Origin of the sequence: Paenibacillus sp. FSL L8-0435, from assembly GCF_037965655.1 — a bacterium.
In the GTDB taxonomy this organism is placed as follows: domain Bacteria; phylum Bacillota; class Bacilli; order Paenibacillales; family Paenibacillaceae; genus Paenibacillus.
Genome location: NZ_CP150185.1, coordinates 3,477,677 through 3,493,955, shown reverse-complemented (window position 1 = coordinate 3,493,955; position 16,279 = coordinate 3,477,677). Strand labels below are relative to the sequence as shown.

General features: G+C 45.1%; 15 protein-coding genes. 4 read left to right on the top strand and 11 right to left on the bottom strand.

The window, feature by feature from the left end:
• The first annotated feature begins 97 nt into the window (after positions 1-97).
• Positions 98-625, top strand: coding sequence for a DinB family protein (locus tag NST33_RS15205; RefSeq protein WP_221821188.1), 528 nt, complete (start codon positions 98-100; stop codon positions 623-625).
• A 78-nt stretch (positions 626-703) separates the two neighbouring features.
• Here the strand turns inward: NST33_RS15205 and NST33_RS15200 are convergent, their stop codons facing one another.
• The 5 genes from NST33_RS15200 to NST33_RS15180 form a co-directional block, all read right to left on the bottom strand.
• Complete coding sequence (locus NST33_RS15200; protein ID WP_221821187.1) at positions 704-1,645, bottom strand: family 43 glycosylhydrolase; 942 nt, start codon at positions 1,643-1,645, stop codon at positions 704-706.
• Positions 1,646-1,675: 30 nt separating this feature from the next.
• The gene (locus tag NST33_RS15195; RefSeq protein WP_221821186.1) at positions 1,676-3,391 is read right to left on the bottom strand and encodes a discoidin domain-containing protein; all 1,716 of its coding nucleotides are present in this window, start codon (positions 3,389-3,391) and stop codon (positions 1,676-1,678) included.
• A 71-nt stretch (positions 3,392-3,462) separates the two neighbouring features.
• Positions 3,463-5,148, bottom strand: coding sequence for a hypothetical protein (locus NST33_RS15190; RefSeq protein ID WP_221821185.1), 1,686 nt, complete (start codon positions 5,146-5,148; stop codon positions 3,463-3,465).
• 292 nt (positions 5,149-5,440) lie between these two features.
• Complete coding sequence (locus NST33_RS15185; RefSeq protein WP_047843039.1) at positions 5,441-6,310, bottom strand: carbohydrate ABC transporter permease; 870 nt, start codon at positions 6,308-6,310, stop codon at positions 5,441-5,443.
• 18 nt (positions 6,311-6,328) lie between these two features.
• Entirely contained in the window at positions 6,329-7,213 is an 885-nt protein-coding gene (locus tag NST33_RS15180) for an ABC transporter permease subunit (protein ID WP_036616097.1), read from the bottom strand.
• Between the two features lie 311 nt (positions 7,214-7,524).
• Here NST33_RS15180 and NST33_RS15175 point away from each other — a divergent pair, with 311 nt between their 5' ends.
• The gene (locus NST33_RS15175) at positions 7,525-9,234 is read left to right on the top strand and encodes a histidine kinase (RefSeq protein WP_221821184.1); all 1,710 of its coding nucleotides are present in this window, start codon (positions 7,525-7,527) and stop codon (positions 9,232-9,234) included.
• The gene (locus NST33_RS15170; RefSeq protein ID WP_339308533.1) at positions 9,234-10,583 is read left to right on the top strand and encodes a response regulator; all 1,350 of its coding nucleotides are present in this window, start codon (positions 9,234-9,236) and stop codon (positions 10,581-10,583) included. The genes NST33_RS15175 and NST33_RS15170 overlap by 1 nt, the downstream gene beginning before the upstream one ends.
• Here NST33_RS15170 and NST33_RS15165 read toward each other — a convergent pair.
• The 4 genes from NST33_RS15165 to NST33_RS15150 all read right to left on the bottom strand — a co-directional run bounded on the left by NST33_RS15165 (position 10,577) and on the right by NST33_RS15150 (position 13,662).
• Positions 10,577-11,443 (bottom strand): aldo/keto reductase, encoded by an 867-nt coding sequence (locus NST33_RS15165; protein WP_339308531.1) that lies wholly within the window; start codon positions 11,441-11,443, stop codon positions 10,577-10,579. The two genes, NST33_RS15170 and NST33_RS15165, sit on opposite strands and share 7 nt — an antisense overlap.
• A 29-nt stretch (positions 11,444-11,472) precedes the next feature.
• Positions 11,473-11,823, bottom strand: coding sequence for a metalloregulator ArsR/SmtB family transcription factor (locus NST33_RS15160; protein WP_260632752.1), 351 nt, complete (start codon positions 11,821-11,823; stop codon positions 11,473-11,475).
• A gap of 210 nt (positions 11,824-12,033) precedes the next feature.
• Positions 12,034-12,864, bottom strand: a complete 831-nt coding sequence (locus tag NST33_RS15155; RefSeq protein ID WP_221821742.1) for an SDR family oxidoreductase — start codon at positions 12,862-12,864, stop codon at positions 12,034-12,036.
• Between the two features lie 45 nt (positions 12,865-12,909).
• On the bottom strand, positions 12,910-13,662 hold the full coding sequence (locus NST33_RS15150; RefSeq protein WP_221821177.1) for an SDR family NAD(P)-dependent oxidoreductase: 753 nt from the start codon (positions 13,660-13,662) through the stop codon (positions 12,910-12,912).
• 116 nt (positions 13,663-13,778) lie between these two features.
• Here NST33_RS15150 and NST33_RS15145 point away from each other — a divergent pair, with 116 nt between their 5' ends.
• On the top strand, positions 13,779-14,222 hold the full coding sequence (locus NST33_RS15145) for a MarR family transcriptional regulator (RefSeq protein WP_221821176.1): 444 nt from the start codon (positions 13,779-13,781) through the stop codon (positions 14,220-14,222).
• 296 nt (positions 14,223-14,518) lie between these two features.
• Here NST33_RS15145 and NST33_RS15140 read toward each other — a convergent pair whose 3' ends face one another.
• Both NST33_RS15140 and NST33_RS15135 read right to left on the bottom strand, forming a co-directional pair.
• Positions 14,519-14,797 (bottom strand): hypothetical protein, encoded by a 279-nt coding sequence (locus NST33_RS15140; protein ID WP_221821175.1) that lies wholly within the window; start codon positions 14,795-14,797, stop codon positions 14,519-14,521.
• A 183-nt stretch (positions 14,798-14,980) separates the two neighbouring features.
• Positions 14,981-16,219, bottom strand: a complete 1,239-nt coding sequence (locus NST33_RS15135) for a DUF418 domain-containing protein (protein ID WP_339308528.1) — start codon at positions 16,217-16,219, stop codon at positions 14,981-14,983.
• Positions 16,220-16,279 lie beyond the last annotated feature (60 nt).

Here is a 16,279-nt window from a genome sequence, read left to right as displayed (position 1 = left end):
CTTCCACCTATCAAGCGGAAGGGCCAATTTCGATGCTGGTAGTAAGATTTATGCTACAATATATTCCAGATCTACGAACCCCAAAGGAGGTATTACCATGGTTGAAAGACCAAATACAGATGAATATGCAGCTTATTATGACGGGTATATCCGGCTTGTTCCTGAAGGAAACATCATTGAAATGTTGGAGCAGCAGGCCCACATCGTACAAAATTTGCTTTCTTCATTAACAGAAGAGCAAGCAAATTATCGTTACGCCGAAGGCAAATGGAGTGTGAAAGAGGTCATCGGACACCTTTTGGATAATGAACGCATCATGAGCAGCCGATTGCTTCGCATCGCCAGAGGTGACCAAGCGAATCATCCCGGCTACGATCAGGACGTGCTTATGCAGACCCACCCTTTCGATTCGTATAACCTGGCCGATTTGAGCGAAGAATATGCCGTCACACGTCGCTCAACCATTCTTATGCTTCGTCGCCTCACCCCGGAAGCATGGCTCTGTAGAGGGATCGTGAGTGATAATCCTGCTTCAGCTCGATCGATTGCATTTGTTATGGCAGGACATGAGCTCCACCATTGTTCAGTACTTCGCGATCGTTATTCGTTGGATTTGAAATTATAAAATTCATTCAAAAAGACTTTGAACCTGCATTCGCTGTAGGAACAAAGTCTTTTCTCATCAGTCGTTTTATCGTTCAAATTATCGTTCAAAATGAATCAGATGTGCGTCCTCTCGCAAAGATAACGTGGAATACTCATGTAGAATCGGAATGTCCCCATTGAATTCAATGGGTAGGACCACATAGCTGGATTGAAAGTAATCCGACCCGTTCCAGCGATCTGCAAAATACAGGTACTCCTCAGCGGATCGTTTCAGCACAAACGCTGGTTGCGTTTGAAACGTCGTTTCATCGCCAAAATCGCTTAGCATCCCCCACGAACCATCCATCGTATCAGCCATCGCGTATTTCCCTTGATTTGGAGCCCAACCCGTGCAAAATGAGGTCACCATATAATACTTCCCGTTCCGTTTGAAGACGGCTGGCGCCTCCCGATATTCCCCCTGCCACAGCTTTCCGACAAGACTTTCGACATTAAGGTAATCCTCCTGCAGACGATAAATGTGCAGGTCCGCATTGTCTCTGGCAGCCGAAATAAAATAAGCCGTCCCGTCATCGTCCTGAAAGAGCGTGCAGTCACGCGACATATACCCGTAGGGATTAAAGCTGCCATGGTACACGAAATGACTATCCGGAGAATCAGAGGTGGCTATGGCGCACGCGGCATCATTGTAATTGTCCCCATTCTCATAGTGGACCCAGAGTACGAACTTTTTTGTCACCGCGTTAAAAAGCACTTTAGGACGTTCGAGATTTACCTTTCCACCTTTAGCGTTCATTAATGCCAGATTCGTCCGAACTCGAATGTGTGTAGCTGGCATAGAGGTCGTCAGGATATGATTCCGAAACTCCCAGTTGAATAGATCCTTGGAACGGTAACAACTCACATAAATATCGTCTCTCCGATCTTCGCCATACCAGTAATAATAGCCGTCATGGAATAACATATGTCCACCATGAGCATGGATTGGATTACCGCTTGAATCATTCCAGATGCCACCATTGGTTAATTGATTATTCACACCGTTACCTCTCTTCTTTTAGGAACATCGTTAATTGGTCTCCGATCCAAATACCTTCACTTCCCAAAGTCTTGGCGTGTACCAATTGTTAGGGTTGTTATGAAGTGCCGCATTTTGCATATTAATTCGTACATATCTGGCAGCAGTGCTTGATAAAGTATCTGATGTGAACCCGTAAGATGTATTATTGGTTCGATCCAAAGCCACGGTCCAGTTTACATTATCCGTACTGGTCTCGATTTTGTATTTATAAAAACCTTCGGAGCCTTTTTGCATCCACCAGGAGATTTGCACATTATTCAATTGTTGAACAGAGCCGAGGTCGACTTTCCACCAATGTGGCCAGGAACTGCCTGTGCCGACCCATTCGGTTTGGTAGTTACCATCATTAGCATAATTTTCCGGGTTCGTTCCAGTAGCCGTTTGGGCTGTTGCCGGTTTACCTTGTGACAGCAGTTTTCCATTCTGAACGGGAACGACAACATCATCACTTGTGTTGTACAGGACTTGATCAAAATAATCATAAAATGCGTAACCATCGGAGAACCAAACGGGAAGCAGTCGTTCCTCCGTTGTTCCATTTTGCGTGCCTGCCCAGCCAAACATCCAGCGATATGCAACCATAACCACGTTGTTACCCGTATCTGGCTTCACCCGCATGACGGAACCCGACTGCGCCGAGAAGGTTGACGTGTTACCAATCGTCCGTAATTCAGACCAATCTCCGTCTATGCTTGTTGCTGAAGAATACAAGGGTATGCTCGGATACCAGCCTGCCGCTTGGGAAGAGAACAAATAATAAATGCCATCTTTTTTGATCATCTTGGGCAGTTCCCTGTGTTGACTTTGATAAATAACAGAAACTTGATGATCCACATCCAGCCAATCAGAAGTCAATTTATACAAAATCGTGTCCGAATTATTATTGGCCGTAGAGATCAGATACGCCGAATCATCATCATCTTTGAAAATGGAGATATCCCGGGATTGGTTCCCTTCCGGCCGAAAGCTTTTGTGAAATGTAAAGTCTTCTCCAGGCGTGGCTGAAGCCACCGATACTCTGGCAAGCGTGTAGTCTGTACTGTTTTCATAGTGAGCCCAAAAAACAAACTTGTTCGTTGGCGCATGGTAGAGGATATTGATCCCCTCAAATTTTGAATTCGCCAGATCTGGATGATCCGTGTAGGACAGGACCACTTTGTCGTTACCGTATGTGATGTCATCCGTTGATGTCTGTTGAATCATTTCGCCAAAACCGCCTGATGACTTTTGCACGAAATTAAATCTGTAGTAGGTGCCTCCAACTTTAAGTTCATTCGGGAGCATAAGCGTTGATTGCGTTGTGTTATCAAAAGTCGTGAGGTTCTCTGGAAGGCTGTATGGGATATATTCTGTTGAGACAGCGGAGGTAATTAAGGAAGTTCCGGCATATGCCTTTACTTGATATTTGTAGGTGCTACCTATATTGAGGTCATAATCATCCGTCGTTATACCGGTTAGGGTCTGTAATAACGTATACGGCGAATTGTTCTCGGATCTGTACAACTCGTATGCTGTAGCTCCCGTTACAGGTGCCCAATGGATTTTGGCGTTGGATACTTCGGATTCGTTCTTCAATACAAACAGTGTTGCAGCGATCTTGGTCTCTTCACCAGCAGCGTGAATGGTTTGAGCTGAGGACGTTAAATGAACTGTTAACAACATCAATGCAATGACGATAGCCATCCACGATTTACCTTTGTTCATGTCTCATCATCTCCTTTTTTAGAAGACCAACCTTCCTGTTGCCGGAAGGCTGGTTCAGGTGAAACTAGACTTTATTTCAAATTCATCAGTGTCATTACATCCGTCTCACTGGCTTGGTTGTACCATTCGTTAACTTCTTCGATCACGGTGTCTCCGCCTTTTTCATGCCACTGTTTCACAAAGGTATCAAATGCTTCAAGCGGCTCATTACCATATATGATTTTGGTAAACGTCTCTTGTTCCATGGTGGTCAACTGTTCCCACACATTTTGCATCGTTGGCGTTGGTGGGCCGTTAAACTCATTTGGCAGTAAAACATCTCTGTTTTCATACGAAATCCGGTATCCGTCCTGCGTTGTTTGATCCTTCGAGGCGCTCTGAATGAGGACACCCGTGTCGGCTTTAACTCCATTCGCCAGATCGTAGTAGGATTGGCCGGGACCATCAACACTCGGTGTATTTTTGGTAAATGCCATTTTTCCAACGCCTTGCACGGCTTCTAATGGCTTATTGAATTTCGTTGGATCAAAAGTGACTTCATCGTTAACGATATCGTAATCGTATCCTTGAGCGTAGCCGTATTTGAACTCTCCCGTGCTGAACGCTGCGTCGTACATTTTATCGTAGTACAGGAAGAAAGCTTCCATGTTCTGAAAGTCCTTGTTAAACATGAACACACCGTCGTTCAACTGGGCGGATTGGTAGGTCTTATCACCGTTCACGCCTTGAATGGTCGGATAAGCACTAATTTTTGCACCATCCACATTTTTCTCTACGTCCTTCACACTGTCGTACAGCCAAGGACGACCAATGATGATACCAGCTTTCCCCTCCGTAAAATCAGACAGTGCATCCCAGGCCCCTTGGGTGGCCAGTTCTTTGTTCAAGTACCCTTTTGCATACCAATCACGTAACTTGGCCAGTGCCTCTTTGTTGCCAGGAGCCACAGATCCATAGGTGAGTTTGCCGTTGTCGTTATGCCATTGTCTTGGAAGGTGCTTGCCCGTGTATGCGCTGAAAATCATGACCGGGTCGCTAACCCAGCCCGTATTGTAGGAATCTTTACCTGAAAAAGTAAAGCCGTATGTGTCTTTCTTCCCGTTCCCATCCGGGTCCTCATTGGTGAACGCCGCGATGACTTGCTCAAACTCTTCAATCGTTGTTGGCGCTTCCAAATCCAATCTGTCCAACCAATCCTGGCGGATCAACATGACTTCGCCTTCCGTCAGATTCGGTGCGATCGCCATCCCGTAGACCTTGCCCTCCCTAACCACTGGATTGAAGGTTGTTGGGTATTGTTTGTATATGTCTTTAATCCGGTCAGGCATGTAAGTTGAGATGTCTTCTGTAATCTCCTTGACCTGTCCCGAATCGATCAGATCATTGACCAGCATGGTGTCATAGACAGGCAGAACGTCTGGTAGTTTCTCTGAACCCGTCAGTGCCAGCCGCAGCTTGGTATTATATTGTGAAGCGTCACCTCCCAGCAGGGTGGTTTGTATTTTGATACCCAGATTTTGTTCGCCCCAGCGGGTCAATACATTGTCATTCAACGTCTCACCGTTGATGTACTTTCCAGCATTTTCATCCTGTTGTTTGGCGATGGTGATCGTAAACGGTGGATCATATTTTCCGTCCTTAAGCACCGATGCCGGTGCGGTCTCGGAAGCACTCTCCCCTTTGCTACAACCAGCCACAAGAATAGCCGACAGCATAACCATACTTACCATTTTCCATAAATTAGTTCTTTTCTTCATGGAAAGATGCCCCCTTCACTCATACTCAATTTGTTTTCTATATAAGTTCAACTAATTGCATATTACACTGGCACTCCGATGACAGAACAACCTTCCGATCGCTGTTATTCCCAGAATTTTTGATTCACTTTTACAAAGGTGAAATTCTGGTAATAGCGTATGCTTCCGATGCAGCTTTCTTTCAGAAAGCTTTTAGGCGAACGCTCCGCTTCTTCAGGTCTCTTCTGTCCTCTCCGTTATCGTGTAAATTTTAGTTGAACTTATATAGCGATCCAATTTTTCGTCATCCTAACTATTCTTTTACGGCTCCTAGTACAATACCCTTCACGAAATATCGTTGTAAAAAAGGATAGACCAAAATGATCGGCAGCGTACTGACAAAAATTTGCGCTGCCTTAATGCTCTGTTCAGACATGGCTGCCACTTCAGACTGGCTCATCGCCATATTCTGCATATTGCTCTGCACAACAACGGTCTGTAAGAACGAAGCCAGCGGATACTTACTTGCATCCGACATGTACAATATCCCGTCAAACCAGGAGTTCCAGTGCCCCACCATAATGAACAAGGATACGGTCGCTATGCCAGGCAGAGATAATGGTAAATATATTTTGCTGAGAATTACGAAAAAGGAAGCTCCGTCAATGAAAGCTGCTTCTTCCAAGGCTTTGGGAATCGTTTTGAAAAAATTGACGAGAAGAATCAGATTATAAGCACCAAAAGCGCCCGGTAACACAAGAGCCCAGATGGTATCCTTTAATCCAAGGGCTGTGATCAATATGTAAGAAGGTATCAATCCCCCCGAGAAGAGCATGGTAAAGATAAAAAACCACATGAGCACGTTGCGTCCCCGGAATTCCTTGGACAGGGCATATCCTGCACAGGTAAGAATAAACATGCTGATGGTTGTACCCAATACGGTTCGAGTGATGGATGTCAGCATGGCACCGTTGAAATTAGAATTGTTGAACGTTTTGATATAGGCATCCACATTGAACCCGACCGGCCAAAATGAAACCATATTACCGCTAATGGCCGCTTTACTGCTTAGCGATTGCGCGAGCAGATGAAGCAGTGGAAGAAAACACGCCAGACCCGCCAGTATCATGAACGCGTAATTAAAATAGGAGAATACTCTATAACCTGTCGTCTTATGGTACATGATCCCTCTCCCTCCTTGTTAGAATATTTTGTAATTGGCGTATTTATAGGCCAGCCTGTAAGAGACAACGATCAAGATCAAGCTAATCCCCGATTTGAACAGTCCTACAGCGGTCCCGAAGCCGTATTGCCCGTTTAACAAGGATGAACGGTAGACATAGGTGTCAATGATATCTCCCGTACTGTAGACTAGCGGATTGTACAGATTGAAGACTTGATCAAAGCCCGCATCCAGAATATTGCCCAGACTCAGCGTAGAAATGACGATAATCATGGGCAACATGCTCGGCAAGGTGACGTATCGAATTTGCTGCCGGCGTGTGGCACCATCAATCTCGGCCGCTTCGTAATAAGAAGGATTAATTCCCGCAATGGTCGCCAGATAAACAATCATGCCAAAACCAAAGCTCTTCCACACATCGCTGATCACAACCGTGAATCGAAACAGATCAGGATCTCCCAAGAAATAAATGGGATCGTTCCCGAAAATACGTGTCAAGATGTGATTGATTCCTCCGTCTAATCCCAGAATGTCAATCATCAACCCTGCCACAGTAACCCAGGACAAGAAATGTGGCAGATAAACCAGTGTCTGTACACTTTTCTTAATGCCCATATTTCGGATCTCACTCAGCAGAATAGCCATGACGATCGGAACGATAATCCCAACGATAATTTTAGAAACGGCGATAATTAACGTATTCACGATCGCTTGTGTGGCTTCTTTGTACTGGAAAATTCGTTCGAAATTATCTAACCCGATCCACCGTGAACCTGTGATGCCCAGCCATGGTTTGTAGTCCTGAAATGCCATGAGCAAACCCACCATCGGGCCATAAGAAAAGATGCAGACAAACACAAATGCGGGAATACACAGTACGTACAAAGGCCAGCTTTTCTTGATTTCCTTTTTGAATGAAGTCCGCTGGGAAAGCTTTGTTTTTTTCGCGGATCGGACGGGCACAATCTCGTTAATGTTGCATACCTCCTCTATGATGGTTCTTCGAAAGCGATCCTTGAAGATAAGCTTAACAAAAGCGCTTTCACTTCAAAATGCCAAAATTTCAAGATCATCACCCCACCCTGAAGCACTTTAAAACCGCTTTCATTTCTCGCTGTTACTGCCCTTCCGCTTTTTGAAGGTTTGGCTTATATTAAAGTTAATCCGATATGGATTTTTAAACTTCTGCGTTTGCGATATGAAAGGAAACACATATGATCAGAAAAATGTATATGAAGCGATTTATCTATTTCTTTGTTTTTTTTCTGCTGCTGACGTTAAGTTTGTTTTTCGTGATGAATCGATTGAGCTCCAAGACACTTGAAGAAAATCTAATTGGCGCTTCCAAAAACCAGCTTGATTATGTGAAAGGTATTCTTGACGGGATTATATACGAAGCTAATATGTACGGGGTTCAGTATGCGGCAGACAGTGATGTCCGGTTTTATCAGAGGCATGTTATCGAGCTGAGCAATTACGATTCCCAAATGAAGAAAAACGATATTGTTGATCGCTTGCGGCAAACGCTTCTATCCAGTCGATCGATTGAATCGATCGGCATTTACTGGAAGTCTGAAGAAACATTTCTGTCCACCAACAGTACGCCGGAGGCGAGACTTCCGTTCAAGGATGTTAATCAACGGGGATGGCAAATCGTCGGCAATAGCTTGTATTACTTTGCCCTCTACCCTTACATCCAAAAATCCGGACAAAATGAACCGACTCAGTACGTCGTTGGTGTAAAGCTGAATACCGATTATTTGAAAAATCTGCTGAAAAAGGCTGTGAACAACGACAGCTCAAACGCTTTTTTTTGGTTTAATTCCCATCAGTTATGGAGTGAGAAAGAAGTCGACAACGATTTGTTGAAAGCGGTTACTGAGATGCTTTCTCCACAGCCGGAGATCACTTTGAAATATGATTATCACACCAATTCAGACGACTATTATGTTCTTTCCCGATATATTGAATCAATCGACGCCTACCTGATTACATATACACAGACGAATGATTTTCTGCAACCGATTGACCGCAACCGTAAAGTTTTTTTTGCCAGCATTTTAGCTGTTTTCACGCTTGGTCTGGTTGTGATCTTTACGTTTTACCGGAACTATTACCGTAATATTCGTTTGTTGGAGCGGAAGTTTTCACAGGTCGAACAAGGCAATCATAATACTCGTATTACCGAAAATACGGATAGAGAGTTTTACAGCCTGTTCAGAAGTTTTAATCATATGGTTACCGAGATCCAGGATCTGTTCGTATCCTTGAAGACTGAAACGGAACTAAGACGAAGTGCGGAACTTCAACAACTCCAAGCTCAGATCAATCCTCATTTTTTGTACAACAGTTTGTTTTTCATCATGTCGGTGGCTCAATTTTCACCTGATTCTGTCATGCGCATGAGCAAACATCTAGCTGAATATTATCGTTATTTTACGAAGTTGGACCGGCATGAAGTCACGCTGGAAAGCGAGCTTCAGTTTGCGGAACATTTCCTGATAATTATGGCTCTTAGCAAAAAAATGGAGTACAGCATTGATCTGCCGCCAGAACTGTCCTCCCTTCCCCTCATGCCATTGATCATCCAGCCAGTGGTTGAAAATGCGATTCAACATGGAATTGAAGGACAACAAGGGGCCCATCGGGTGACGATTGATGTAAAACAGACAGAGACCGCGATAACGATCAAGGTCTCCGATGACGGCAAAGGTCTTTCACTGGATGATATCCGCAGCCTGGAGGCTCGGCTTGAGAGTGATACCCCGCCTGAAGGAATTAAAGGCGTAGGGCTCTGGAATGTAAATCAACGTCTGAAAAATACGTACGGCGAACGTAGCGGGTTACATTTTACTACTAATGATTGGGGCGGCTTGTCCGTCCTGTTGCTCATCAGCATTCCCGAGGTGAAAGGAGATAACTAATGCGATTATTAATTGTGGATGACGGACATTATGTCGTTGAATATATGAAGCATTTACTCGATTGGAACACCTTTGGTATTGATCAGATCGAGACGATGACCAATTCGATTGAAGCTCGAGACATGTTGACTCAAAATCATATCGATATTCTAATCACTGACATCCGAATGCCTGAGGCGTCGGGTATTGATCTGCTTCAACATATCCACCAACATAGCTTGCCTACCAAAGTGATCATCCTTTCCGGCTACTCCGAGTTCGAATATGCGCAACAAGGAATCCGTTTAGGTGCGCTCGACTACTTGCTCAAACCTGTCGACAAAGATGATGTGGAGAAAGCCATGTCCAAAGCCATCAATAATATTACAAAGACACGGCCTGCTCAATCTGTTGTATGGGAGAACTTCGATGGCTTGGGGTATCTACTTTCACTTCTTGGTCATAACGAGACATTAAGGAAGGATTATGATGCGTATACTGAATTTTTAGGGGAACGCCGTTTTTGCTGCTTCAAGCTGGAGGGTTTCACACAGGAACATGAGGATGTTATAAAACACGCTGTCGGAGACAAATTGGATCGTCTCGTGTGGGCTGCCGGAACGTGGCTTTTCGGTCTGGTTCCGGAAGAAGCTGCTGTAGAACTGACCATCAAACTGGAGAAATCGGTCGTGTCTCCTCCATTTCTGTTGACTGATCGAAACGCGACCCGACAGATGTTCTACAGGTTCTTCCTTAATGAGGACGTACACTCAGAAGACTTCAGCGGGATATTCAACCATTCTCCGTCATGCGGTGATTGGGAGTCGGCGGGAAATATCATTAAAAAATATGATCAAATCCATCTCCATAAACAAAAAATAATCTTTCTCATGGAAACCATTCTATATGTATATCTGACGGACAAGGATCGCGATCCCTCTGAAACCGTGGAGTGGATATTCAACCAGTTACGTTATCCTGATGAACTATCCTCAACTCTCATGGATCGGGTCAGTCGGATCAGAAACAACAAACAGATGTCCATTCAAACCATCGTTGACAAAGTACAAACGTATATCGAAGACCATCTGTCACATGGCCTTAGCCTGGATGAACTGGGGAAAGTTGCACATCTTCATCCCGTTTACTTTTCCAAACTGTTTAAACAGGAGACGGGCGAAAATGTGTCAAACTACATTTCCAGGAAGAGGTTGGAGAAGGCTTCTCAATTGCTTCAAGATTCGGAACTCCGTGTAGCCGATATAGCCCAGATGGTTGGTTACCGAAAAAATCAATATTTTATCCAGTTGTTCAAAGTGGAATATGGAGTTACGCCCTACCAGTACCGGAGAAATATGATCCATCAATGAGAGCGAATAAATAACTTCATCAAATTGATATAAATCGGGTTGACCATGTAGCCATTCGGACTTACTGAATATCTCTTACCCGTATCCAATCGTCGTATTTGTTCCATTTCCTTCTCATTCAACTCAAAGTCAAATGTTTCTTTGTTCTCTTTTATCCTTTGAGGATTCGATGATTTGGGGATGACAATAATTCCGCGTTGCAGATGCCAGCGCAAAATGACTTGCGCAACCGACTTCTGATGGCAAAGGGCAATTGCCGCCAGCTCCGGATGCTCCAGCAGCGCTTTGTTTCCCTGCCCCAACGGTCCCCAAGCTTCATGCAGAATCCGATGCCGAACCATATAATCATGCAATTCATGTTGCGGAAATTCCGGATGGGTCTCGATCTGATTTACCATCGGCGAAATCCGGGAATGCTTCTTCAGATACTCCAGATGCCGGATCTCGAAATTGGCTACACCTATAACTTTGATTTTACCTGCGTCGTATAACTCTTCCATCGCCTTCCAGGCATTCACGTATTGAGGACCGGCAAAATGAATCAAATACATGTCGAGATATGTTACGTTCAGCTTCTGGCAAGTCTGCTCGAACGCCTTTTTCGTCGCACGGTACCCCAGGTCTGTCGTCCATACCTTGGAGGTAATGAAGAACTCCTCCCTGGGAATGCCGCTGTTTTGGATGACCCGACCTAGCGCCGCTTCATTACCGTAAATTTTGGCCGTATCGAAATGGCGATAACCCATTCGAATAGCCTCCTCGACTGTCCTCTCGAAGGTCCCCCCGTCTTTGATCTTATATAGGCCGAACCCTAGTTGAGGAATGCCCACTCCGTTTGCCGCTGCGACTGTCTGATTCATTCGCAACTCCCCCTCCCCGTGTTTTCTATTTATTGTTCCGATGCTTGTTCTTCGCATTGCGCTAGCAACTTTTCTATTTGGTTCACCAGGTTTTTCAACAATTTCAACTTGCTACCTGAGTCAAGGCTGTAATAGTTGAGAGTTCCTTCTTTACGAACACTTATTATCTGTGATTCTTTCAATATTTTCAGATGATGTGATACGGTCGGTCGGGAAAGGTGAGTCTTCATCCTGATCTCTCCTACGCGCATGCCGGGTTTTTGCGGCCCTTGAATCAAGGCTATGAGGATGGCTTGCCGAGTCTCGTCTCCGATCGCATTCAACACCTTCTGATTGTTCTTAAATTCAATAGCGATCGTGGTCGCAAGTTCCTGATCCAAGTAAATTATCCCCTTCCATTTAGAACGTGTAATACTTTTGTAGATACAGCCTATCACAATCTCGGATTCGGCTGTACATCGGGAAAGAAATTCAAGAACCTATTTTTCCCATGTCTTAAGAATACATTAGCAAAAGAAGAAGCCACCCCTGATGAATGGAGTGGCTTCTATTAATGGTTGTTATTTTTTAAAAAGGCGTTAAAATTCCAATCAGTTGTTGAAGTAATGAGACTGTTTAAGGTCGGGAATCAGTGCAGGTTGCACTGGCCGCCATCCCATAAGTTCCTGTGTTGCAACGCTTGATCTTGGGAGATCGAGCGCTGCGAGTGTGCTGAGAAAGCCAAAATGGGCATCTGCCTCTTCACGTGAAATACTGACTACAGGTACGTTCAGCTGCTCACCAATAGCACTCGCGATGTCGCAAAATGGCACTCCTTCATCTGCGACCCCATCTAGTCGTGAACCAGCAGGTGCCTTTTCTAACGCCAGGCAATATAGATGCGCGGCGTCAAGGCGATGTACAGCCGGCCAACGGTTGTTCCCCTCTTCCACATAGGCTGAGAAGCCCTTAGTCTTGGCAATATTGATCAGACTCGGCACAAATCCTGTGTCACCCTCACCGTGTACCGATGGACAAAGCTCTACAATCGATGTACGCACTCCACGCCCTGCCAGCGCTAACACCATGTTCTCCGTTGCCACTCCATTCACATGCGTGGTGATTACGAACGGCTTGCCCGATCCTTCAAGTGCCGCCCCCATCGCTTCTACGGCATGCAGATCTGTTGTGAGTGCTCCAGCGAAGTTCGAGAAGTCGTGATGGAATGCCAGATGAATGACGCCATCCGCAGCAGCTGCACCACTACGGAGGCTGTCAAGATCGTTGATGTCACCGCGGTGTACTTCGGCCCCGGACTCTTCTAGTTTCGCAGCACTACTGTCTGAACGCACGAGACCGATGACCTGATGCCCCCTTTCAATAAGTTCACGGGTGACAGCGGAACCAATGTAGCCTGTTGCTCCTGTTACGAAAACGCGCATCATGAAATCCTCCTTAAGTTGCTCACCCTCATTGTATAACTATGATCACCAAGCAATGGGTCCATCCTCATCTGAGAATGTTCCTGTTGGACCACCAGCTCCAATCATCGCCAGCCGGACCGCTTCACGAGCCCCTTGTTTAACACTACGAGTACCAGCAAAATTATTAAGCGCAGTTGATGTGAAGCCTGGACATGCCGCATTGACCTTGATGTTTGTTGGTTCAAGCGCAAATGCAAAGGCAAGTGTCACCGCATGAACAGCCGATTTGGATGCCGAATAGGCACCAAACATCGCACGATGCGAGTTTTCCGGAATAGAGTTCCAGCTAAGGGAGCCGCCGGTACTGCCTATGTTGACGATACGTGCTGCCGGGGCCTCCCGCAAAAGTGGCAACATCGCCTGCGTGACAGCAATAACACCAAAAACATTAGTCTCATAAACTGTACGAATATCTTCAAGCGAAGCAACGGTCAAAAGACCACTCGCTGCTCCACCGTTCGGAAATGGTTCACCCGATCTGCCTGCGTGCGAGATCCCCGCATTGTTCACGAGTACATCGAGACGACCAAATTCGTTCCGAATACGTTCTGCAGCAGCAGCGATGGAGGTTTCATCTGTAACGTCGAGCTGGAGAGCGTGTGAATTCAAACCGATGCTTTTTGAGGCAGTTTCTCCATTCTCGAGGCTGCGAGATCCAACGAGCACGGTGAAGCCGTGTTCCGTAAGATCCTTCGCAATTTGAAGGCCGATACCTTTATTAGCCCCAGTGACCAGAGCAACGGGTTTATTTTGCATAGTTATAATCTCCTTTTTTTGTGATTGGTGGGTTCATATGAATCAAGTTGACGCGTCAACCTTGGATCAAATTTAGCACATTGAAGTTGACACGTCAACCATGTTATTATGCTCCTATGGATAAAAATGAACTTAACGAAGAAGAAATGCGAATATGGCATATGTGGAAAGGTTCCTTTCAGACCATCTTCGGTCGCATCGTCAAAGATATGGCCGATCACTCAGGATTGTCAGAGGGTGATTTTGGAGTATTGGACCGATTAGTCCTTTTTGGGGACGGTAGCCTTCGCCAACAGGAATTAGCTGACTCTATGGACTGGGATAAAAGTCGGTTATCTCATCATCTGAAGCGTATGGAAAAACGTGGACTCGTGATGAAAAAACCATTAGACAACGATCGTGGAGTACAAGTCAGTATCACTTCTTCTGGAAAATCAATGTTAGATGATGCCCGTCCCTTCCTCTCCAAGGCAATACGCAAACATTTTTTTGAACAATTAACCGAACAAGATATCGAGTTGATTATTAAACTGGCGGAAAGGACAAACTCAAGCTCTTAGCGTCTTATCTAGCCGCCCTCTCGACCACGTTTGTTAAAGGGGAGATTCTAACAAACGTGGTTTCGGTTTACCGAAATGAAAAGTAACTTGCGTACAGTACGCGCTCTCCCCCACTCAAAACAAAAAAAGCCGCTACTATAGCGACTTTGAATGATGCTTTATCAACATCAAGAATTGTACGTTGTAATGGGGTCAGAAAATCTTCCCCCACTTGAATACTCTTACCCACATTGCAATTGAACGGGGCTCCTCTTAGTCTGCACGAAATTTTACTCCAATTCGTAACTACTGTCCTATTACTGTCCTTTTCCTTTTCGTTTAAAAAACATCTTGCCTACCATAAGTCCCATAGCCGATGAACAGATCAGATATCCAAAGAACAAGAATAGTAAATAAACACCATGAAGATCTGGAGGAATCTGTTTCAAACCTTCAAACCAAGCAAAACGAAAAGGATAAAAGATGACTACCCAAATGATCAGCAAGAAAAGAAGAAAATTAATTATTTTTAGCACAATAATGATCCTTTCAAGCCTGAGTGGAAACAGTTGAATGTATATGCTTTCATCTTTCATTTCGCATTACCTTCCACTGTCTGCACTATAATAGTTAGCTTATGTATTAGGGTTAATAGTTGAATCTATAAATAATTACTAATTATAACAGGAAACATTAGGAAGATGATCGTTACGGCATAAAGAAGCCCTTTCTTTTGGTGGAACGAGCTTCTTTTTGCGTTTCACGATAACACTTTATGCTTACTGAACACCAGGAGCGTTTTCATTCGTAGTTAAGTTCGATCTTTTCTTCTTTCTTGGCTGCCCTTTCCAGGACAGATATGTCCAAATCCGTAGCAGGTACTCGACAGGCCCATTGCTAAATTTCTTAAGATATAGCGGACTGAGCCACAATTGAATGCCATAGACTGCAAGTGCAATAATCGCTCCGATAAACACGCCAACACTTCCAAACAGTCCCAGGCCATATCCATAGAAAATTGTCGTACAGATTACGCTCTGCATCAGGTAATTCGTCAACGAGAGACGGCCGACCGCCTCGAACCTGTCCATCAGGCTGGAACGGCGGTATCCAGCATACAACAGCGCAAATACGTATATGTATCCCAGCGCAAGCAACGATCCTCCAAGCGTCCCCCCGATTCCGATTCCAAGCCAACCTTCCGCACCCAATTGTGGCGCCAATACACCGTATGCTTTGAGTATCAAACCTACCGGAATCAATAATGATGCCCGGCGAAGATACATAGTCCGCATCGTTTGGGGATCGCTAAACGTGCCGATTCTGGCAGCGTGCATGCCGAGCAGGAACATTGGTACTGTCATGAGTGGGGCTAATAGCAGGATCAATAGGGCGAATGACACCTCCATCTCTCCGCCGAATGGATCGCCGTTATTACTGAAATTCCTTATCTCCGTGTAGCTGCCGCTACCGTATACATCCTGACTTTGAATGATGTAGTTCTCCATATGAATGGACTCAATCGCCAGCGGGTTCATCGGATTAGATGCCGGGAGACCAAGTATCCCCGCTCCCATGAGTAGCAGTACCGCCCAAATGAGCAGCGTTATAGGCTTCCGATTAAGGAACATGAGCAGGAAGAAACCGAGTACGCCATAAAAAGCCAGGATATCCCCTTCCCACAGATAGATGATGTGTAGTAATCCGATTCCAAACAGTAGTAGAAAACGGCGTGCCAGATGACACTTTGGTCGTAAATCTCGTGATTTTAGGCTTTCCGAGAGCTTAACCATTCCAAAGCCAAACATAAATGCAAAAATCGGCATAAAACTGCCCACCACAGTGATCAGCAGAAACGAGAGGAAAGCCTGATCTGCTCCACCGATCCCGAATAGTTGGGGTTTGCTCTGGCCATACATTCCATATTGGAAAGCCAGCATATTCGCCAGCACAATGCCTGCCAGACTGAATCCGCGCAGTCCATCAATGACTTGAACGCGCTTTTTTGATGTGCTCAATCAATCACCTCTGTCTATAACATAAAGATCAGATCTAAATATACGTTAAATCCTTCCATA